The 19,834-nt window shown below is 61.2% G+C and carries 16 protein-coding genes; 10 read left to right on the top strand and 6 right to left on the bottom strand.

Annotation, left to right across the window (positions count from 1 at the left end):
• Window positions 1–15 precede the first annotated feature (15 nt).
• Window positions 16–615 (bottom strand): amino acid synthesis family protein, encoded by a 600-nt coding sequence (locus NWV16_RS15765; protein ID WP_260519807.1) that lies wholly within the window; start codon window positions 613–615, stop codon window positions 16–18.
• 460 nt (window positions 616–1,075) lie between these two features.
• Between NWV16_RS15765 and NWV16_RS15760 the strand changes: the two genes are divergently transcribed.
• The gene (locus NWV16_RS15760; RefSeq protein WP_260519806.1) at window positions 1,076–2,104 is read left to right on the top strand and encodes a WD40/YVTN/BNR-like repeat-containing protein; all 1,029 of its coding nucleotides are present in this window, start codon (window positions 1,076–1,078) and stop codon (window positions 2,102–2,104) included.
• 28 nt (window positions 2,105–2,132) lie between these two features.
• Window positions 2,133–4,517 (top strand): efflux RND transporter permease subunit, encoded by a 2,385-nt coding sequence (locus tag NWV16_RS15755; protein ID WP_260519805.1) that lies wholly within the window; start codon window positions 2,133–2,135, stop codon window positions 4,515–4,517.
• A gap of 177 nt (window positions 4,518–4,694) precedes the next feature.
• Here NWV16_RS15755 and NWV16_RS15750 read toward each other — a convergent pair whose 3' ends face one another.
• Both NWV16_RS15750 and NWV16_RS15745 read right to left on the bottom strand, forming a co-directional pair.
• Complete coding sequence (locus tag NWV16_RS15750; RefSeq protein WP_260519804.1) at window positions 4,695–5,414, bottom strand: FadR/GntR family transcriptional regulator; 720 nt, start codon at window positions 5,412–5,414, stop codon at window positions 4,695–4,697.
• 187 nt (window positions 5,415–5,601) lie between these two features.
• Entirely contained in the window at window positions 5,602–7,338 is a 1,737-nt protein-coding gene (locus NWV16_RS15745) for an IlvD/Edd family dehydratase (protein WP_260519803.1), read from the bottom strand.
• A 193-nt stretch (window positions 7,339–7,531) separates the two neighbouring features.
• On the opposite strand from NWV16_RS15745, the gene NWV16_RS15740 reads away from it, so the two are divergent.
• The 8 genes from NWV16_RS15740 to NWV16_RS15705 all read left to right on the top strand — a co-directional run bounded on the left by NWV16_RS15740 (window position 7,532) and on the right by NWV16_RS15705 (window position 14,245).
• Window positions 7,532–8,854, top strand: coding sequence for an MFS transporter (locus NWV16_RS15740; RefSeq protein WP_260519802.1), 1,323 nt, complete (start codon window positions 7,532–7,534; stop codon window positions 8,852–8,854).
• A gap of 105 nt (window positions 8,855–8,959) precedes the next feature.
• A complete protein-coding gene (araD1, locus tag NWV16_RS15735) occupies window positions 8,960–9,952 on the top strand; it encodes an AraD1 family protein (RefSeq protein WP_260519801.1) in 993 nt (330 codons plus the stop codon).
• A gap of 9 nt (window positions 9,953–9,961) precedes the next feature.
• Entirely contained in the window at window positions 9,962–11,542 is a 1,581-nt protein-coding gene (locus tag NWV16_RS15730) for an aldehyde dehydrogenase (NADP(+)) (protein WP_260519800.1), read from the top strand.
• 166 nt (window positions 11,543–11,708) lie between these two features.
• Window positions 11,709–12,017 carry a DUF5629 family protein gene (locus tag NWV16_RS15725; protein ID WP_260519799.1) on the top strand — a complete coding sequence of 103 codons (309 nt, stop codon included), beginning with the start codon at window positions 11,709–11,711 and terminating at the stop codon, window positions 12,015–12,017.
• On the top strand, window positions 12,014–13,189 hold the full coding sequence (locus NWV16_RS15720; protein ID WP_260519798.1) for a lactonase family protein: 1,176 nt from the start codon (window positions 12,014–12,016) through the stop codon (window positions 13,187–13,189). The genes NWV16_RS15725 and NWV16_RS15720 overlap by 4 nt, the downstream gene beginning before the upstream one ends.
• Window positions 13,190–13,345: 156 nt before the next feature.
• Window positions 13,346–13,525 carry a hypothetical protein gene (locus tag NWV16_RS15715; protein ID WP_007941320.1) on the top strand — a complete coding sequence of 60 codons (180 nt, stop codon included), beginning with the start codon at window positions 13,346–13,348 and terminating at the stop codon, window positions 13,523–13,525.
• 253 nt (window positions 13,526–13,778) lie between these two features.
• Window positions 13,779–13,991 (top strand): hypothetical protein, encoded by a 213-nt coding sequence (locus NWV16_RS15710; protein ID WP_260519797.1) that lies wholly within the window; start codon window positions 13,779–13,781, stop codon window positions 13,989–13,991.
• Entirely contained in the window at window positions 13,988–14,245 is a 258-nt protein-coding gene (locus NWV16_RS15705; RefSeq protein WP_065259855.1) for a hypothetical protein, read from the top strand. The genes NWV16_RS15710 and NWV16_RS15705 overlap by 4 nt, the downstream gene beginning before the upstream one ends.
• 5 nt (window positions 14,246–14,250) lie before the next feature.
• Here the strand turns inward: NWV16_RS15705 and NWV16_RS15700 are convergent, their stop codons facing one another.
• From NWV16_RS15700 to NWV16_RS15690, 3 genes are read right to left on the bottom strand one after another with little or no spacing between them, the layout of a single operon-like run.
• Entirely contained in the window at window positions 14,251–14,835 is a 585-nt protein-coding gene (locus NWV16_RS15700; RefSeq protein WP_260519796.1) for a glutathione S-transferase, read from the bottom strand.
• The gene (locus tag NWV16_RS15695; RefSeq protein ID WP_260519795.1) at window positions 14,832–18,473 is read right to left on the bottom strand and encodes an AAA family ATPase; all 3,642 of its coding nucleotides are present in this window, start codon (window positions 18,471–18,473) and stop codon (window positions 14,832–14,834) included. The genes NWV16_RS15700 and NWV16_RS15695 overlap by 4 nt, the downstream gene beginning before the upstream one ends.
• Entirely contained in the window at window positions 18,470–19,711 is a 1,242-nt protein-coding gene (locus NWV16_RS15690; RefSeq protein WP_260519794.1) for an exonuclease SbcCD subunit D C-terminal domain-containing protein, read from the bottom strand. Before NWV16_RS15690 ends, NWV16_RS15695 begins: the two co-directional genes overlap by 4 nt.
• Window positions 19,712–19,834 lie beyond the last annotated feature (123 nt).

Here is a 19,834-nt window from a genome sequence, read left to right as displayed (position 1 = left end):
TCCTGCAATGCCTTTTTATTGTGCTGACCGGGCTTTTTCGGCGGCCAGTTCTTCCAGATCGATGTAGCGGTTGCCGATGCGCGGGTGCAGACGACCACCGTCGGCGCAACCGAGCACCACGACGATTTCGTCGGCGCGAGGAGCGTCTTCGATCTGCATTTCCAGGGTGATGTAGTGCGAGCGCAGGCCTTCGTCGTCCTTGTGCATCATCGGTATCTGGATCGAAGTGCCGGGACCGCCGCGCTTGTTGGTGAAGCTCAGGTAACTCTTGGCCTTGACCGCTTCGCGGTAGTGGTTGCCGAAGCGCAGGGTGTGGATTACCGCCGAGGCGTGTTCGATCTCGCCATCGGCGCCGACCACTGCCGCTTTGCCATAGGCCTCGATCTTCTCGGCGCCGCCGATGATGCCCACCAGTCGCTCGACCATCATCGCGCCCAGGTCAGAGCAGTTGGCGCGGATCTGCGGCTTGAGGTCTTCGACAAAGCCGTTGCCGACCCACGGGTTCTTCATCACGACGGCCAGGCCAGCCATGGTCACCGGGGTATCGGACGCCTTGCCGCCTTCAATGAAGGTCTCTTCGACATAGCTGACGATCTTGCGAATTTCGAAACTCATGCGCTGCTCCGTAGGGGATAAAGAGTGTCTGTACGTCTGATGGTATACCATAATACCGATCGCGCAAGTCCCCGGTGCAAGATTCCCTTCCATCAGTCGGACGAATGCCCGCGCATTCACCCTCTACCGCAATCACGAACACACCAGCATTCCCCTGTGGGAGCGAGCCTGCTCGCGAAAGCGGTGGGTCAGCCAGTGATGATGCTGACTGCAGCGCCGCCTTCGCGAGCAGGCTCGCTCCCACACTGGAATTCATTCGCAACACCAGCTTGCGCGGTTAACAAAAGATAACGTTGCGCCGATTGTCAGACGTTTCGAATGCCCGATAGGATGAGCCAGCTTCCGAAGTGGCTCTGGGTTGCGGGTTTCAGGACTATGCTTCTGACCAACCGTCGCTGGAGCACGCTTGCGGCGCCCTTGAAGGCCGAACGGCCTAACAATAATAAATAGGGGAAGGTCTATGAGTCGTTGCCGCCCGCCGGCGTTACGCAACACCGCGTTGCTGGCCACAGCACTCTCTCTGCTGGGCTTTGCCACCTTGTCGGCGCCTGTCCTGGCTGCCGAAGCGCCCGCCGATGTGGTCTACGCCATCGAATCGGCCAGGGCCCCGAAAAGCCTGATGCTCGATGTCGTTCATGCCGGCGCACGGCTGGTGGCGGTCGGGGATCGCGGGCACATTCTCTACTCCGATGACCAGGGCAAGACCTGGACCCAGGCCAAGGTGCCGAGCCGCCAGTTGCTGACGGCCGTGTATTTCGTCGATGACAAGCACGGCTGGGCCGTCGGCCATGACGCGCAGATACTCGCCAGTGAAGACGGCGGCCAGACCTGGACCAAACAGTTCGAAGACCTCAAGCGCGAATCGCCGCTGCTTGATCTCTGGTTCAAGGACCTCGACAACGGTCTTGCCGTGGGTGCCTACGGCGCCTTGCTGGAAACCACCGACGGCGGCAAGCACTGGCAGGATGTGAGCGACCGCCTCGACAACCAGGACCAGTTCCACCTCAACGCCATTGCTGCCGTCAAGGACGCCGGGCTGTTCATCGTGGGCGAGCAGGGCGCGATGTTCCGTTCCGCCGACTGGGGCCAGACCTGGGAAAAAATCGAGGGCCCCTATCAAGGCTCGCTGTTCGGTGTGATCGGCACTGCCCAGCCTTCCACGATGCTGGCCTACGGGCTGCGCGGCAACCTCTATCGCTCCACCGACTTCGGCAGCACCTGGCAGCAGATCGAACTCAAGGCGGCGCGCGGTGCGCTGGAATTCGGCCTGTCCGGCGCCACACGGCTCGACGACGGCTCCATCATCATCGTCGGCAACGGCGGCACGGTGATCAGCAGCAGCGACAACGGTGAAACCTTCAGTGTGTTCAACCGCCCGGATCGCATCTCGCTGTCGTCGGTCACCGCCGCCGGCAACGGCAACCTGATCCTGAGCGGGCAGGGTGGCGTCCACACCACCACGCCAGACGGCACCGAGCTGGGCAAATGAGCCGAATCCATAACAAGAAGGCGGGGCTATGACTTCCTTGAGCACTCATCATCAGGACAAGGCGACGTTCCTCGAACGCCTGATCTTCAACAACCGCCCGGCAGTGATCGTGATCTGCCTGCTGGTCAGCATCTTCCTGTTCTGGCAGGCCACACTGATCCGGCCATCCACCAGCTTCGAAAAAATGATCCCGCTCAAGCATCCGTTCATCGAGAAGATGATGGAGCACCGCAACGATCTGACGAACCTGGGCAACACCGTGCGCATTTCGGTGGAAGCGAAGGATGGCGACATCTTCACCAGGGAGTACATGGAAACCCTGCGCCAGATCAACGACGAGGTGTTCTACATCTCCGGCGTCGACCGTTCCGGCCTGAAGTCGCTGTGGAGCCCGAGCGTGCGCTGGACCGAAGTGACCGAGGAAGGTTTCGCCGGCGGTGAAGTGATCCCGCAGAGCTACGACGGCTCCCAGGACAGCCTCGACATGCTGCGCAACAACGTGCTCAAGTCGGGGCAGGTCGGGCGTCTGGTGGCCAACGACTTCAAATCGAGCATCGTCGACATCCCGCTGCTGGAGTCCTACCCGGACCCGCAGGACCAGGGCAAGTTGCTGGCGCTGGACTACCGTCAGTTCTCCCATGAACTGGAAGACAAAATCCGCAACAAGTTCGAAGCGCAGAACCCCAACGTCAAGATCCACATCGTCGGTTTCGCCAAGAAGGTCGGTGATCTGATCGACGGTCTGGTGATGGTGGTGATGTTCTTCGGCGTGGCCTTCGTCATCACCCTGATCCTGCTGCTGTGGTTCACCCACTGCCTGCGCAGTACCGTGGCGGTGTTGAGCACCACGCTGGTGGCGGTGGTCTGGCAGCTGGGGTTGATGCACTTCTTCGGGTTCGGCCTCGATCCGTATTCGATGCTGGTGCCGTTCCTGATCTTCGCCATCGGGATTTCCCACGGCGTGCAGAAAATCAACGGTATCGCCCTGCAATCAAGCGAAGCGGACAACGCCCTGACTGCCGCACGGCGCACGTTCCGGCAACTGTTCCTGCCGGGGATGATCGCGATTCTCGCCGATGCGGTGGGCTTCATCACATTGCTGATCATCGATATCGGCGTGATCCGTGAGCTGGCCATCGGCGCGTCCATCGGCGTGGCGGTGATCGTGTTCACCAACCTGATCCTGCTGCCGGTGGCGATTTCCTATGTCGGCATCAGCAAGCGCGCCATCGCCAAGAGCAAGAAGGACGCGAACCGCGAGCACCCGTTCTGGCGCCTGCTGTCGAACTTCGCCAGTCCGAAAGTCGCACCGGTGTCCGTCGCGCTGGCGCTCATCGCCTTCGGTGGTGGCCTCTGGTACAGCCAGAACCTGAAGATCGGCGACCTCGACCAGGGCGCGCCGGAACTGCGTCCGGACTCGCGCTACAACAAGGACAACAACTTCATCATCAACAATTATTCCACCAGCTCCGACGTGTTGGTGGTGATGGTGAAGACCAAGGCAGAAGGCTGCTCGCGCTACGAAGCCATGGCGCCGATCGACGAGCTGATGTGGAAGATGCAGAACACCGAGGGCGTGCAGTCGGCGATCTCGCTGGTAACCGTGTCCAAGCAGATGATCAAGGGCATGAACGAGGGCAACCTGAAATGGGAAACCCTGTCGCGCAACCCGGACGTGCTGAACAACTCCATCGCCCGTGCCGATGGCCTGTACAACAACAGTTGCTCGCTGGCACCGGTGTTGGTGTTCCTCAACGATCACAAGGCCGAAACCCTGGATCGTGCGGTGAAAGCCGTGCAGGAATTCGCCAGAGACAACAACAAGGATGGCCTGGAATTCATCCTCGCGGCCGGTAACGCCGGGATCGAGGCGGCCACCAACGAAGTCATCAAGCAGGCCGAGCTGACCATCCTGGTTCTGGTGTACATCTGCGTTGCAGTGATGTGCATGATCACCTTCCGCTCCTGGGCAGCAACCTTGTGCATCGTCTTGCCGTTGGTATTGACCTCGGTGCTGGGCAACGCGCTGATGGCATTCATGGGCATCGGCGTCAAGGTGGCGACCCTGCCGGTGGTGGCGCTGGGCGTGGGGATCGGCGTGGATTACGGCATCTACATCTACAGCCGTCTGGAAAGTTTCCTGCGTGCCGGTCTGCCGTTGCAGGAAGCCTATTACCAGACCCTGAAGTCCACCGGTAAAGCGGTACTGTTCACCGGTCTGTGCCTGGCCATCGGCGTATGCACCTGGATCTTCTCGGCGATCAAGTTCCAGGCCGACATGGGCCTGATGCTGACCTTCATGCTTCTGTGGAACATGTTCGGTGCGCTGTGGCTGTTGCCGGCGCTTGCCAAGTTCCTGATCAAACCTGAGAAGCTGGCGGGGCAGAAGGGCAATTCGCTGTTTGCCCACTGATTGGGGAGCCTGAAACGAAAAGCCGCAACCTTGGGGTTGCGGCTTTTTTTATGTCTCGAAGTTCACGATTAACCCTGTGGGAGCTGGCTTGCCAGCGATAGCGGAATAACAGGCCACACCCATTTTGAGCGTTAAGCCCTCATCGCTGGCAAGCCAGCTCCCACAGGTTTATAGCGTTCAGGAGAGGTCAGTGCCGAGCACAACACTCAACGCACTGCGCGCATCATCCAGTTGCACCAAGGTCGCATGCCGGGCCCCCAACGCATCCCGGTTCTCGATGGCGGTGAGAATCGCCTTGTGCCGAGGCAGCGCCAGTTCATGCAGATTCGGTCGCTGGTTCGAATGCTTCAACGCCTCGGCAATCGCCACCGACAGCATGTTGCACAGGTTCGCCAGCAAATCGTTGTGGGTCGCGTCGGCAATGCGGCTGTGGAAGTCCAGATCCGGTTGCAGCAGGGCTTCCGGGGTCGGTGCGGCTTCCATGCGCCGGTAGGCTTCACCAATCGCGGCAATGTCAGCCTCCGTGGCGTGCTGGGCGGCGAGGGCGGCGGCGGCCGGTTCGATGATGCTGCGCACGCTGGTCAGCACATTGAAGAATTCATTCTGCGGGCTGCTTTGCATCAGCCAGTGCAGTACGTCCGGATCGAGCATGTGCCATTCGCGGCGCGGCTTGACCACGGTGCCGACGCGAGGCTTCGAGTACACCAGACCCTTGGCGACCAACACTCGCGTGGCCTCGCGCAACACCGGCCGACTGACCGCGTATTCCTCACAGAGCAAGGCTTCGGCGGGCAGTTTGTCGTCGGGCAGAAAACGGCCGGAAACGATCTGCATGCCCAGTTCCTGAACGATGCGCGAGTGCATGCTTTTGCGGTCGGAAGGTTTGCGGTAATCCATGGGGAGCGGCGCGATCCTGAGCGATGGAGATGCCGCGCATCATAGCAGGCACCACACAATCTTGAGGCAGATACACAAAGCAAATGTGGGAGCTGGCTTGCCAGCGATGGCGGAGTGTCAGTCAACATGAAAATCAGCTGAAAGACCGTAATCGCTGGCAAGGCAGCTCCCACAGAGGACGGTGGTGTTAATGGGAATGGCGGGGCACTTCAGCACCTCGGCAACCGACCAGGAAATCAAAGTCGCAACCCTGATCCGCCTGCAGCACATGATCGATATACAGCTGACGATAACCCCCCACGAGCAATTGCTGCGGTGGTTGCAGATCCGCCATGCGCGCCGCCAGTTCGGCGTCCGGAATGTCCAGGTGCAGACGGCCATTGGCGCAGTCCAGCTCGATCCAGTCACCTTCCTTCACCACCGCCAAAGGTCCGCCGGCCGCCGCTTCCGGGGCGACGTGCAACACGACGGTGCCGTACGCCGTGCCGCTCATGCGCGCGTCGGAGATTCGCACCATATCCGTCACGCCCTGGGCCAGCAGTTTGGCCGGCAAACCCATGTTGCCGACTTCGGCCATGCCTGGATAACCCTTCGGCCCGCAGTTCTTCATCACCAAAATCGAGTCGGCATCAACGTCCAGTTCCGGGTCGTTGATCCGTGCCTTGTACACATCGAAGTTCTCGAACACCACGGCGCGGCCACGGTGCTGCATCAGTTCCGGTGTGGCGGCTGATGGCTTGAGTACCGCGCCCAATGGCGCCAGGTTGCCGCGCAACACGCAGATCCCGCCGTCAGCGCGGATCGGGTTGTCGAGGGTGCGGATCACTTCGTCTTCGCCGTAGATCGGTGCGTCCCTGGTGTTCTCGCCGATGGATTTGCCATTGACCGTCAATGCATCCGGATTCGGAATCAGATTGGCCTCGCCGAGGCGGCGCAATACAGCCGGCAAGCCGCCCGCGTAGTAAAACTCTTCCATCAGGAAACGCCCGGAGGGTTGCAGGTCGACAATGGTCGGCATGCCGCGACCGATGCGCGTCCAGTCGTCCAGATCGAGCTCAACGCCGATGCGCCCGGCGATGGCTTTGAGGTGGATCACCGCGTTGGTCGAACCGCCAATCGCCGCGTTGACCCGGATCGCGTTTTCGAAAGCCTCTTTGGTCAGGATCTTCGACAGCTTCAAATCTTCGCGCACCATCTCGACTGCACGCATGCCGGACATGTGCGCCAGCACATAACGCCGCGCATCCACCGCGGGAATCGCGGCGTTGTGGGGCAGGGACGTGCCCAGTGCTTCGGCCATGCAGGCCATGGTCGAGGCGGTGCCCATGGTGTTGCAAGTACCGGCCGAGCGGGACATGCCACCCTCGGCCGCGAGGAAGTCGTCAATCGTGATGGTGCCGGCCTTGACCTGCTCGCTGAGCTGCCAGACCACGGTGCCGGAACCGATGTCCTTGCCCTTGTGCTTGCCGTTGAGCATCGGCCCGCCGGTGACGACGATCGCCGGCACGTCGCAACTGGCTGCCCCCATCAGCAGCGCCGGGGTGGTCTTGTCGCAACCGGTCAGCAGCACCACGCCGTCGATCGGGTTGCCGCGAATCGCTTCCTCGACATCCATGCTCGCCAGGTTGCGGGTGAGCATGGCGGTCGGGCGCAGGTTCGACTCGCCGTTGGAGAACACCGGGAATTCCACCGGGAACCCGCCAGCCTCGATCACCCCGCGTTTGACGTGCTCCGCGATCTGGCGGAAGTGCGCGTTGCACGGCGTCAGCTCCGACCAGGTGTTGCAGATGCCGATGATCGGCTTGCCATGAAACTGATGGTCGGCGATGCCCTGATTTTTCATCCAGCTGCGGTACATGAAACCGTTCTTGTCGGCGGTGCCAAACCATTGGGCGGAGCGCAGGGTGGGTTTCTTTTCAGACATGATCGATTCTCTATATTGTAATACTATTGGTTGCGAGTCTCAGCTAAACATAAGCTCAAAAACCGACATTTGGAAGTGTTGTTGAGCAATAAGTATTACTATATAGTCGTTTCGAGTGAGGGACGGCCCTGGCAGTTTTCTGCGAGAGGCGTCCCCGGAGGTTCCATAAAAACAACAATCGGAGACCGATCCCATGAGCCAGGAGCTGCGGCTTGTCCGTCGCATCACGCTGAAACTGATTCCCTTCTTGATCCTGCTGTACCTCATCGCCTATGTGGATCGCTCCGCCGTCGGCTTCGCCAAGCTGCACATGGGTGCCGACATCGGCATCGGCGACGCCGCCTACGGTCTCGGTGCCGGGCTGTTTTTCATTGGCTACTTTCTGCTGGAGATTCCCAGCAACCTGATGCTCGAACGCTTCGGCGCAAGGCGCTGGTTCGCGCGGATCATGATCACCTGGGGCGCGATCACCATCGGCATGGCGTTCGTCCAGGGACCGCACAGTTTTTACGTGATGCGTTTTCTGCTAGGCGCGGCGGAGGCGGGGTTCTTTCCCGGCGTTCTGTACTACATCACCCAATGGTTTCCGGTGCGCCATCGCGGCCGGATTCTCGGGCTGTTCATCCTTTCCCAACCCATCGCGATGATGATCACCGGCCCCGTGTCCGGTGGCCTGTTGGGCATGGACGGCATCCTCGGTCTGCATGGCTGGCAGTGGCTGTTCATCGTCATCGGCACCCCGGCGATCCTGCTGACCTGGCCGGTATTGCGCTGGTTGCCGGACGGCCCGCAGCAAGTGAACTGGATGGACCAGGCCGAGAAGGACTGGCTGACCGGCGAGCTGAAGAAGGATCTGCAGGAATACGGCCAGACCCGTCACGGCAATCCGCTGCATGCACTGAAAGACAAACGTGTGTTGCTGCTGGCGCTTTTCTATCTGCCGGTGACCCTGAGCATCTATGGCCTGGGACTATGGCTGCCGACCCTGATCAAACAGTTCGGTGGCAGCGATCTGGTGACCGGTTTTGTCTCGTCAGTGCCTTACATCTTCGGCATCGTCGGTCTGCTGATCGTGCCGCGCAGCTCCGATCGCATGAATGACCGCTACGGGCATCTGGCGGTGCTCTATGTGCTGGGTGCCATCGGCCTGTTCCTCAGCGCCTGGCTGTCGTTGCCCGTGGCGCAACTGGCAGCACTGTGCCTGGTGGCATTTGCGCTGTTCTCCTGCACGGCGGTGTTCTGGACCTTGCCGGGGCGGTTCTTCGCCGGCGCCAGTGCGGCGGCGGGCATTGCCCTGATCAACTCGGTGGGCAACCTCGGCGGTTACCTCGGCCCGTTCGTGATCGGCGCGTTGAAGGAGTACACCGGCAATCTCGGTTCCGGTCTGTACTTCCTGTCCGCCGTGATGGTGTTCGGGCTGCTTCTGACGGGCGTCGTCTATCGCTTGCTGGAGCGTAGGCATGTGTTGCCGGTCGAGCAGTTTGCAGCGAGTGCAAGGGGCGCAACGCGCATCTGAATGATCGGCACTATTCCTTGTGGGAGCTGGTCCTTGTGGGAGCTGGCAAGCCAGTTCCCACAGGGTCTTGGGGTGTTTCAAAGGCTTGTTTACAGGAGAGGATTTATGCATCTGGTTCAATTCGAATTGAGTAACGGCGAGCGCCGTGTCGGGGTGGTCGAGGGTGGCCTGGTGCGCGAAGTGCAGGATGCGCGCACGGTTCGTGATCTCGCCCTGGCCGCGATTGAAGCCGGCAGCACTCTCGCGCAGCAAGTGCAGACCCTGGGTCTCGGCGTCAGCCATGATTACCCGCAGTTGCTCAAAGACCTGCGCATCCTGCCGCCGCTGGACCACCCGGACCCGGCGCACCTGCTGGTCAGCGGCACCGGGCTCACGCACCTCGGCAGCGCCTCGGCCCGGGACAAGATGCACCAACAGGCCGGCGACGAAGCGGCGATGACCGACACCATGCGCATCTTCAAGTGGGGCGTGGAGGGTGGCAAACCGGCGGCGGGACAGGCCGGCGTGCAGCCGGAATGGTTCTACAAAGGCGACGGCAGCATTGTCGTGCGTCCCGGTCAGCCGTTCCCGCTGCCGCCGTTTGCCGAAGACGCCGGCGAAGAGCCGGAGATGGCCGGCCTCTACGTTATCGGCCACGACGGCAAGCCGTATCGCCTCGGGTTCGCGGTGGGCAACGAGTTCTCCGATCACGTCATGGAGCGCAAGAATTACCTGTACCTCGCTCACTCAAAACTGCGCAGTTGCAGTTACGGTCCGGAACTGCGCGTCGGTGAATTGCCGCAGCATCTGGCCGGCACCAGCCGCATCCTGCGTAACGGTGAAGTGCTGTGGCAGAACGAGTTTCTCAGCGGTGAGGCCAACATGTGCCACAGCCTCGCGAACCTCGAATACCACCACTTCAAGTACAGCCAGTTCCTGCGTCCGGGCGACGTGCACATTCATTTTTTCGGCACCGCGACCCTGTCGTTCGCCGATGGCATCCGCACTCAGCCGGGCGATGTGTTCGAGATCAGTCAGGCCGAATTCGGCGCGCCGCTGGTCAACGGCATCGCCCCGGTTGGAGCCGTTTTTCAACCGGACAGCATCGGCACCCTTTAAGGAGATCCCATGACTCAGATTCTCGGTCACAACTACATCGGCGGTCGTCGCAGCGCGGCAGGCAGCATCAAGTTACAGAGCCTCGACGCCACGACGGGCGAGGCGCTTCCTCACGATTTCATTCAGGCGACGCAGGAGGAAGTGGACGCCGCTGCCAAAGCCGCGTCTTCAGCCTACCCGGCTTATCGAAGCTTGAGCGCCGAACGACGCGCGCAGTTTCTCGACGCCATCGCCGATGAGCTGGATGCGCTGGGTGATGATTTCGTTGCCGTGGTTTGCCGCGAAACCGCGCTGCCTGCCCCACGGATTCAGGGTGAACGCGGCCGCACCAGCGGCCAGATGCGGTTGTTCGCCAAAGTCCTGCGGCGCGGTGATTTCTACGGTGCGCGGATTGACTTGCCGTTGCCGGATCGTCAACCGTTGCCGCGTCCCGATCTGCGCCAGTACCGCATCGGCCTCGGCCCGGTGGCAGTATTTGGCGCGAGCAACTTTCCGCTCGCATTCTCCACTGCCGGCGGCGACACCGCATCAGCGCTGGCCGCCGGTTGCCCGGTGGTGTTCAAGGCCCACACGGGCCACATGGCCACGGCCGAACTCGTGGCCGACGCGGTGATTCGGGCGGCGGAGAAAACCGCGATGCCGGACGGCGTATTCAACATGGTCTATGGCGGTGGAGTGGGTGAGTGGCTGGTCAAGCATCCGGCGATTCAGGCCGTGGGGTTCACCGGTTCACTGAAAGGGGGGCGGGCACTGTGCGACATGGCCGCCGCGCGTGCGCAGCCGATTCCGGTGTTCGCCGAAATGTCGAGCATCAACCCGGTGATCGTGCTGCCCCAGGCCCTGACCGTGCGTTCGGAAACCGTCGCTCGCGATCTGACGGCTTCGGTGGTGCAGGGTTGCGGTCAGTTCTGTACCAACCCGGGCCTGGTGATCGGCATCCGCTCGCCGCAGTTCACGGCGTTCGTCGAGCAGGTCGCCGCGTTGATCGGCGATCAACCGGCGCAAACCATGCTCAACGCCGGGACACTCGGCAGCTACGGCAAGGGCCTGGAAAAGCTGTCGGCGCACGCCGGCATCGAGCACCTGGCCGGCAACCCGCAGCAGGGCAATCAGGCGCAGCCGCAATTGTTCAAGGCAGATGTCAGCCTGTTGATCAATGGCGATGAAGTGCTGCAGGAGGAAGTGTTCGGCCCGACCACGGTGATCGTCGAAGTGGCCGATCAGGCGCAACTCAGTACGGCGCTGCTGGGGCTGCATGGTCAGCTCACGGCGACGATCATCGGCGAGCCCGCAGACTTTGTGCAGTTCCCGGAGCTGACACCGTTGCTGGAACAGAAGGTCGGCCGGATCCTGCTCAACGGTTACCCGACCGGGGTCGAGGTCTGTGATTCGATGGTCCATGGTGGGCCGTATCCGGCGACTTCGGATGCTCGCGGCACATCGGTCGGCACCCTGGCGATCGATCGTTTCCTGCGTCCGGTGTGCTTCCAGAACTACCCCGACAGCCTGCTGCCGGAACCGCTGAAAAATGCCAACCCGTTGCGGATTCAGCGGCTGGTCGACGGCAAGCCTTCGCGCGAGGCGCTCTAATCCACAGCGAGATCCCTGTGGGAGCGAGCTTGCTCGCGAAGGCGGCCGTCCAGTCACTAATTGATTGCCTGACACTCCGTATTCGCGAGCAAGCTCGCTCCCACAAGGGCTCAGCGGCTGCTTTGAGCTATCATTGCCACTTCCCCCCCTGAAAGACATGAGCACCATGACTGCCGTACCCGACACCCTTCTCCACGCCCTCGAACATTGCGGTATGGTCGAAATCGATGGCCTGCACGCCTTTGAATTCGCCCTCGATCAAAACGACAACCTGCATATCGAGTGCATCGATGGCCGAACGGCCAAACATTGGGAGTTCACACCGGCTCAGGTGGCAACGGCGACGTTTGACCAGGATCTGCAGAGCTGGTTGATCGTCGGCTACGCCAGCGACACCAAAACCGTTGGTGAACACCGTCTGGTCTGCCTCGGCGACATACTCGGCAGCGGTGACGACGAGGATGAAACCGAATGAACATGCGTAAATTCTGGCCGCTGCTGATGGCCGGCAGTGTGGGTGCAATGGGCCTTTCCAGCGCATCCGCCGAGAGCTACCAGCTACTGGTCGGCTCCTACACCGCCTGCACCAGCCAGGGCATCTACCGGATGAACTTCGACAGCGCCACTGGCCAGATCGACGCCAAGCCGCTGCAAGTGATCAAGAGCGAAAACCCTTCGTGGCTGACGCTTTCCAAGGATCAGCACCACCTGTTCGTGGTCAACGAAAACGGCCCAGGTCAGAAAGACCCGGTCGGGCGCGTCAGCAGTTATTCGATCGATCCCAAAAGCCACGCACTGACCCTGATCAATCAGGTGCAGAGTCTGGGCAACGAGCCAACTCACTCGAGCCTCAGCGGCGACGCCAGCCACCTGTTTGTCAGCAACTATTCGGTGGTCGAAGATCCGGGCGGCACCCTCGCGGTGTTGCCGGTGGGCAGCGACGGCAAGCTCAAACCGGTGGTGCAGATGAGCGCGCACCCGGCGAGTCGGGTCAATCCCGAGCGTCAGGCCTCGAACCACGTACACTCGACGGTCTCTTCGCCAGACGGCCGCTATGTGTTCTCCAACGACCTGGGCGCCGACAAAATCTTCATCTACCAGTTCGACCCGAAAGCCAATCCGGACCTGCCGCTGACTCCGGCGAAAACCGCTTCGGTGCAACTGCCGGCAGGCAGCGGGCCGCGTCATCTGCTGTTCAGCGCCGACGGTAAGCACGCCTGGCTGACCATGGAAATGAGTGCTCAGGTCGCCGTGTTCGATTACAAGGACGGCGTGCTGACCCAGACGCAAATGGTCGATCTGGCGGCCGGCCAGCCGACGTCGGACAAAGCCGCTGCGGCACTGCATGCGTCCGCCGATGGCAAATTCCTCTACGTCAGCAACCGTGGCACCGCCAATCAGCTGCTGGTGTTCGCCATCGATCCGGCCAGCGGCCAGCTCAAGGAACTGCAACGGCGTTCGGTGGAGGGTGATCACCCCCGTGAGTTCAGCCTCGACCCGAGCGGCAAATTTCTGCTGATCGCCAATCAGAAGAGCAACCAGATTGTCGTGGTCGAACGCGACGGCAAGACCGGTCTGCTCGGCAAAACCGTGCAAAAACTGCCGATGGACGCCCCGAGCGACCTCAAGTTTATCGTGCGTCAATAAGCCGCAGGCCCCGGTTTACGGGGCCTGAAGCTTTGTATTAATCCTGCTGATAACAGGTAATGGTGCAAAGCATTTCAAGCGCGCAACCCTCGAGCGTTAAGTTTGCTTCACGGCCCGACCGGGCAAGCAAGCCAACTGAACACGAGGGTTACCGCCATGAACTTCAATCTCTTCTCCGTTATCGCCGCTTCTGCCATCTCCGCCACCGTTGCCCTGCCAGCCAGCGCCAACGTTGAAATCAGCGACAAAAAATCCCACACCCAGAGCTATACCCAGAAATACCTGCAACAAAGCGCCAACTTCTACGCCGCGCTGGATCACAAAGCCCAACACTGAAATTTCCGTCACGTCCTGGAACTGCCAAAGGCTGGGTTCTTTTGATCTTGTTTGAAAAAGCAAAATCAAAAGAACCCAGCCTTCGGCAGTTTTTTACGTGTGCATCGGCAGGTAATAGGTATTTTCAAACGGCAGGATAGGCCGGCTAAATAATCAACGAAGCTGATGGTTACTATGCCAAACCCTGAGTGGTTACCTCGGCTTTTTTGATTGATTCTGTGGACCTCGAAACATTGTCCACGGAGCACACATCATGGCCAGTTCAATCCTCACTTCCGCCAAACGCGGCGCCTACCTGGCCATCGGTCTGTACCTGGTCATGGTGCTGTTCATCAGCCTCTCGTCCCAATCGCAACACCGCTTCGATGCACCGATCCAGGTCGCGCATCCCGGCGTCCAGTTCGAACTCCGCTCGCAGAATGCAGCGTTGAGTTCAACAGAACTCGCGGGAGCCGTCGGAGCATGAAAGGCTACAGATTCTGGGTCATCGCCGGTCTGGCGATCATGACCAACGGCGCATCCCTGTTGGGATTCGGTCAGGGCTCGGTCGGCGGGCTGGCCCGCGCCATAGAGGCCAACCACAGCATCGCGCACAACATCGAACGGGCCAATGCGCTGGGGCTGCTGGCCGGCAATCCACCGGTAAAAACCGAAGCGGGTTTTCTCGGTCCGTTTCAGGTCGATTGCTCGGCTATCGGCATGTGCCAGGTGCTGGCGTAAGGCGCTTACTTTTTCATGATGCCGGTGAACAGATCAGATTCCAGAAACCGCCGCAACCAGGCCTGCAACCGCCCATAAGGCGTCGTCGCAAACCACTCGCGATCGACATGGGCGAACTGGCGGACGAAGGGCAGCAACGCGATATCGGCCAGGCAAGGATGATCGGCCAGCAAGTAGTCGCGGTTCTCAAGTAACTCATCAAGCTTCTGCAAGAACCGCGCACCTTCGGCGCGATAAACCTCCATCGGCTGTTCCGGATAACGTTCGGCGTACTTGTAGCGATTCAGGTGCACCTTGAACACTTGATCGTTGGCTTCGATCAATTCGGCAATCCTGGCATCGCCGCCCAGCAGCCAGTTTTCCGGATCATTCTGCGCCACCGCCCAACGCATGATTTCCAGGCTCTCATCGATTACCTGACCCTCCGCATCCAGCACCGGCACCGTACCTTTGGGCGAGATCGCCAGCATCTCGGCCGGTTTGGCCTTGAGGCTGACTTCGATGATGTCCACCGGTACGCCCGAATAACGCAGGGCCATCCGCGCCCGCATCGCGTACGGGCAGCGGCGGAACGAATACAGCGTGTTCATTTCACCTCCAGTGTGCTCAAGCCATTGCCCTGGCGCTGTACCTGAATCTGCACCGGAATCCGCTCGTGCATTTCCTGCACATGGGAAATCACCGCGACCTTGCGACCCTGCGCCTGCAAACCGTCGAGGGCGTCCATGGCCAGTTGCAGCGATTCCGGATCGAGGCTGCCGAAACCTTCATCGATGAACAGCGATTCGATCTTCAGCGTGCTCGACGCCATTGAGGCGAGGCCCAATGCCAGCGCCAGTGAGACGAGAAAGGTTTCGCCACCGGACAGCGAATGCACCGAACGCAGTTCATCGCCCATTTCCGTGTCCATCACCAGCAGGCCGAGCATGCTGCCGCCGCGCTTGAGGCGATAGCGTTTGACCAGTTGGCGCAGTTGCGCGTTGGCGTGATGCACCAGCAGATCGAGGTTGTAGGCCTGGGCGATCTTGCGGAAGGTGTCGCCGGTGGCTGAGCCGATCAGGGCATTGAGCCGCGCCCAGCGCTGATACTCGGCATAGGCGTCGGCGATCTGCTGCGCCAACGCAGAGTTGGCGTTCTGCCGACGCTGATCTTCGACTTGCTCGGCCCGCAGTTCGGCGCAGAGCTGTTCGCTGGCGCTGCACTGATGCTGCACCTCGGCGAGGGCCGTGTTGAGTTGTTCAGGGTCAAGGTTGCCGTTGTGCTGCGCCTGATGCTCCAGCAACTGGCGCTGGCGCTCCTGCAACAGCACGGTGGCGTGCTCCAGGGCTTTTTCGTTGCGCAGCAAACGCTCGCGCAGTTCGCCGACCTGTGCGTCATCGACCCGCAACAAATCTTCGAGGCCACCGTCATCCAGTTCCGGGTGGCGAGCGCGCCAGTCGGCAATCTTGCCGGCCAGCTCGTGGTCTTCGGTTTGCAGCGCCTGCAAACGCTCTTGTTGCGCCTTGAGTTCGGCAGCGATTTGCACATGTTCCGTGCGCACGTGCTGCAGGGTCTGAGTCGTGGCGAATTCGGCATTGCGCGCCATTTCCACTGCCTGCTCAAGTTGCTGTTGCCAGTGTTCGGCGCAATTGTGAGCGCCCAGCAACTGCGCGAGTTTTTCCTGGCTGGCCTGTTGTTGGCCGGTCAATGCGCTCAGTTGTTGCTCGGCATTTTGCAACTGCTGCAAGCGGCTCTGCTGGCGATCCTGTTCTTTCTCAAGCGTCTGTTGGCGTTGTTGCTGTTCGGCCAGCTCTTCCTTTTGCTGATCGATCTGCGCCAGGCGCTCGGCGATCTGCCGGTCAAGCTGCATGAAGGTCGCCGCCGGTTCGGCACGCAAGGCTTCAAGGGTGTCGCTCGGCAGCAGTGTGGCGAAGGCGGCGAGTTCTTCGTCCAGACGCTGGCGGTCAGCGCTCAACTCGCGCTGTTGATTGCTCAGGTGCTGCGCCGCTTGCTGCTGCTCGGTTTCGGCCTGGCGCAATTGCCGGGTCAGACGCGCCGCGTCCTGTTGCACGGTGAGCAGGGCGGTCTGCCGTTGTTCGTCCTGGGTGATGCTCTGGTTCAGTTGATCGTTCTGGCGGGCCAGCCAGGCAGTGCGTTTGTCGCTGTCCTGATTCAGCAACGAAGCGCCCAGCGGATGTGCCTCGATACTCGGCGTCAGCGCTTGCTGTTGCGTCGCCAGTTGCTCCTGTTGTTGCAGCAGTTCCTTTTGCCGCGCAATCACACCGCCGACCTCGGCGCGCAGTTCCGTGAGTTTTTCCTTGAGTTGATCGACCGATTGCTGGGCGGCAGCCTGCTCGCCTTCATCGTGGCGGCCGAGGCTTTGCAGGAGTGCTTCCGGCTGGTGATACGGATGCTCGTTACTGCCGCAGACCGGGCACGGCTGATCGTCCTGCAACTGCGCACGCAGTTCTTCGACGCTGGCACTGCGGGCCAGCCGCTGACGTTCGAGCAGTTCGCGGGTGACGCTGAGGGTCTGTTCGGCAACGGTAAGCTCGGCCTTGGTTTTCACCCCGTCCTGTGTCAGGCGCTCGCGCTCCTGCTGCGCATCGAACTGACGCTGCTGCAATTCGCCGCCACGTTTGTCCAGTTCCTGTTGGCTGGCCCAAAGGCGTGTCAGCTCTTCGATGGCGCGCAGTTGTTTGCGGTTGTCCTGCAACAGAGTGCCAAGGATGCCGATCTGCTCGGCGACGGCGTCCGGCTCGGCACCGGCCTCTTTGAACAGCACCTCCAACTGCTGCTTTTGTGTCGCGAGTTCTTCGGTTGCACGGGCTGCGTTCTGTTCGAGATTCGCCAGTTCGCTTTGGCCCTTGTTCAGCCGGTTGCCGATCAGCATCAGTTGCTGCAAACGGTCGCGGTAGGCATTCCAGGCTTCACTCAACGGTGCCAGATGAATGCTTTGCTGAAGATCGGCGGCGATGCGCTGCAAGCGTTCGGCGACCTGCTTTTGCTGATCGAGCAGGGTCTGGATTGTGCTCTGGCCTTGAGTGCAGGCCTGTTCGGCTGAATGCTTCGCTTCGCTGCCGGAGGCGACATCCTTGGCAAGGCGGGCGAGGGCGCTTTGCTCATCGAACGCTTCACGCAACAGCGGCGCACTTTCAGTCTGTTGCTTCTGCGCTTCGGCCAAGGCGATCTGTGCAGCGCTCAGGTCTTGTTCAAGTTGAGTCTGGCGCTCAGTCAACTCGCGTTGTTTGTGGGTGTTCGCACTGATCTGTGCAGCCAATGGCGTCAGCAGCGCATCGAGTTCGGCCTTGCGCGCGAACTGGTGCCGTTGCGGGGCGAGTTGTTCAAGGCGCGTCAATCGCAGGCGTTCGCCGGCCAGCGTGTCGCGCTCGTGTTCGGCGCTTTGCAATTGCTCGGCCGCCGCTTGTTGTGCGTCCTGCAGCACGTGCAGATCCTTGAGCCAGGTGTGCTGCTGCTCAAGCTGTTTGAGCCGGGCCTGCTGCAACTTCAGTTCTTGCTGGGCGGCGTCGAATCGTGCGTCGAGTTCGGCGCGAGCCTCGGGCGGCAGCGGTGTCACGCCGCTGGCCTGATCCTGCAATTGCTTGTGGGCTTCGCGTGCCTCTTTGGTCTTGTCGAAGGCGCGACGGCCAAGGCGGGTATAAAGCGCGGTGTCGGTGAGTTTTTCCAGCAGTTCGCTGCGATCGTTGTCGTCGGCCTTGAGGAACGCGCTGAACTCGCTCTGGGCCAGCAGCACGGCGCGGGTGAACTGCTCGAAATTCAGGCCCAGTGCGGCTTCGAGCTGAACCTTGTACTCGCCTTTCTGGCTGGCGAGCAGTTGATCCTGGTCGATGTCGCGCAGGCTCTGACGGCTGGCCTGCAACTTGCCGCCGGCCTTTTCCCGGGCCCGGTTGGCTTCCCAGCGCGCGCGATAACGGCGGCCATCGACGCCGACGAAATCCACTTCGGCAAAACCTTCGCCGGTGCCGCGACGCAGAAGGGTGCGTGGGTCGCCGGTGGCGATTTCACCGTCGGCGTCCGGCACCTTGGCGTCGCGTCCGGTGTTGTTCAGACGTGGCACGGCGCCGAACAGCGCCAGGCACAAGGCATCGAGCAGGGTACTTTTACCGGCGCCGGTCGGGCCGGTGATGGCGAACAGGCCGGCACTGGCCAGCGGTTCGGCGGTGAAGTCGATTTCGAACGGGCCGGCCAGCGAAGCGAGGTTCTTCAAACGAATGGCGAGAATCTTCATGGCTGCTCGCCCTCCATTTGTACGTCTTGCAGCAGTTCGGCAAAGTCCTTGAGGGTTTGCTCGTCGACCTCGCTGCCGTAGTTGTCGAGCCAGGCGCGGCTGAACAGTTCCTGCGGCGTGAGCTGGTCCAGATCGATCAGCGCACTGCCGTCCTCGCCATCAGTGCCACGCGTACCGGCGTATTCCGCCGCGATCCGCACCAGTCGCACAGCCTTGCCTTGCAGGGCGCTTTCGATCTGATGGCGCAGATCCGGTTGCGGTTCGTCGAGAGTCACCCGCACTTCCAGCCACGGCTGGCGCTGGGGTTCGGCCAGCAGATCGATGTTCGGCAGATCCGCCAGTTGCAGCAGGATTTCCGCCAGCGGCGCAGGGCCCAGGCGTTGCAGGTTGACGGAGCGGGGAATCAATATCGGCTCGACGCTCACCAGTTTTTCGCCCTCCAGCACGACGTCGAGAATCTGGTGTTGATAGCTGATTTCCGAGAAGGACAACGGGATCGGCGAGCCGCTGTAGCGAATCCGTTCTTCGCCGTTGACCTTCTGCGGCTTGTGCAAATGACCGAGGGCGACATAGCTGATGCTTGGCCCGAACAGGCTGGCCGGCAGGGCTTCGGCGTTGCCGATGATCAGGCTGCGTTCGGAGTCTTCCGAGACCGAGCCGCCGGCCATGTGTGCGTGGCTGATGGCGACCAGCGCCTGGCCCGGCTGGCGCCTGGCGTTGGCCGCGTCGATCAGCCATTCATGCACCTGGCCGATGCCGCGCAAATAGTTGTCGCCCAGATGTGCGCCGGTCACCTCGGCAGGCCGCAAAAACGGCAACGCCAGGCACCACGCGGCGATCTCACCGGACGCATCCGGCAGCGGCAACAACAGGCGTTCCGCATCGAGCTGGCCGTCGTCCAGCCACAACACCCGACCCAGCGCATGGGCACGCAAACGCCGCATCAACGGCGCGGGCAGCTCGATTCGCGAGCCGGAATCGTGGTTGCCGGCAATCATCACGATAGTCAGCAACGGCTGCTGCTCGTGGGCGCTGACGATGAAATCGTAAAGGCGTTCCTGGGCTTTGACCGGTGGATTGACCGTGTCGAAGATGTCACCGGCAATCAGCAGCACGTCCGGCTGCGCCAGCTTCATTTGACGCAACAGCCACTCGAGAAAACAGGCGTGCTCGAAATCGCGCTCCTGGCCGTGCAGGTTCTGTCCAAGGTGCCAGTCGGAGGTGTGAAACAGACGCAAGGCTGACTCCGCAATATAAAAGGTGATGGCCGCGTGGATGTGAAAGCGGCGAAAGAGGGGGAGTTTACAGATTATTGCGACATGCAGGCTTGTGCGGATGGGTACGGATTCCTGTTGGCTGAG

The sequence above is a fragment of the Pseudomonas sp. BW7P1 genome (genome assembly GCF_024981055.1).
Lineage (GTDB): Bacteria > Pseudomonadota > Gammaproteobacteria > Pseudomonadales > Pseudomonadaceae > Aquipseudomonas > Aquipseudomonas bananamidigenes.
The sequence above is the reverse complement of the archived record's forward strand: the minus strand, read 5'-3'. Positions and strand labels throughout refer to the sequence as shown.

What these genes read in the sequence shown, in the direction of transcription:
- NWV16_RS15765 (WP_260519807.1), bottom strand. Translation starts at nt 615, where the DNA reads ATGAGTTTCGAAATTCGCAAGATCGTCAGCTATGTCGAAGAGACCTTC.
- NWV16_RS15760 (WP_260519806.1), top strand. Translation starts at nt 1,076, where the DNA reads ATGAGTCGTTGCCGCCCGCCGGCGTTACGCAACACCGCGTTGCTGGCC.
- NWV16_RS15755 (WP_260519805.1), top strand. Translation starts at nt 2,133, where the DNA reads ATGACTTCCTTGAGCACTCATCATCAGGACAAGGCGACGTTCCTCGAA.
- NWV16_RS15750 (WP_260519804.1), bottom strand. Translation starts at nt 5,414, where the DNA reads ATGGATTACCGCAAACCTTCCGACCGCAAAAGCATGCACTCGCGCATC.
- NWV16_RS15745 (WP_260519803.1), bottom strand. Translation starts at nt 7,338, where the DNA reads ATGTCTGAAAAGAAACCCACCCTGCGCTCCGCCCAATGGTTTGGCACC.
- NWV16_RS15740 (WP_260519802.1), top strand. Translation starts at nt 7,532, where the DNA reads ATGAGCCAGGAGCTGCGGCTTGTCCGTCGCATCACGCTGAAACTGATT.
- araD1 (WP_260519801.1), top strand. Translation starts at nt 8,960, where the DNA reads ATGCATCTGGTTCAATTCGAATTGAGTAACGGCGAGCGCCGTGTCGGG.
- NWV16_RS15730 (WP_260519800.1), top strand. Translation starts at nt 9,962, where the DNA reads ATGACTCAGATTCTCGGTCACAACTACATCGGCGGTCGTCGCAGCGCG.
- NWV16_RS15725 (WP_260519799.1), top strand. Translation starts at nt 11,709, where the DNA reads ATGACTGCCGTACCCGACACCCTTCTCCACGCCCTCGAACATTGCGGT.
- NWV16_RS15720 (WP_260519798.1), top strand. Translation starts at nt 12,014, where the DNA reads ATGAACATGCGTAAATTCTGGCCGCTGCTGATGGCCGGCAGTGTGGGT.
- NWV16_RS15715 (WP_007941320.1), top strand. Translation starts at nt 13,346, where the DNA reads ATGAACTTCAATCTCTTCTCCGTTATCGCCGCTTCTGCCATCTCCGCC.
- NWV16_RS15710 (WP_260519797.1), top strand. Translation starts at nt 13,779, where the DNA reads ATGGCCAGTTCAATCCTCACTTCCGCCAAACGCGGCGCCTACCTGGCC.
- NWV16_RS15705 (WP_065259855.1), top strand. Translation starts at nt 13,988, where the DNA reads ATGAAAGGCTACAGATTCTGGGTCATCGCCGGTCTGGCGATCATGACC.
- NWV16_RS15700 (WP_260519796.1), bottom strand. Translation starts at nt 14,835, where the DNA reads ATGAACACGCTGTATTCGTTCCGCCGCTGCCCGTACGCGATGCGGGCG.
- NWV16_RS15695 (WP_260519795.1), bottom strand. Translation starts at nt 18,473, where the DNA reads ATGAAGATTCTCGCCATTCGTTTGAAGAACCTCGCTTCGCTGGCCGGC.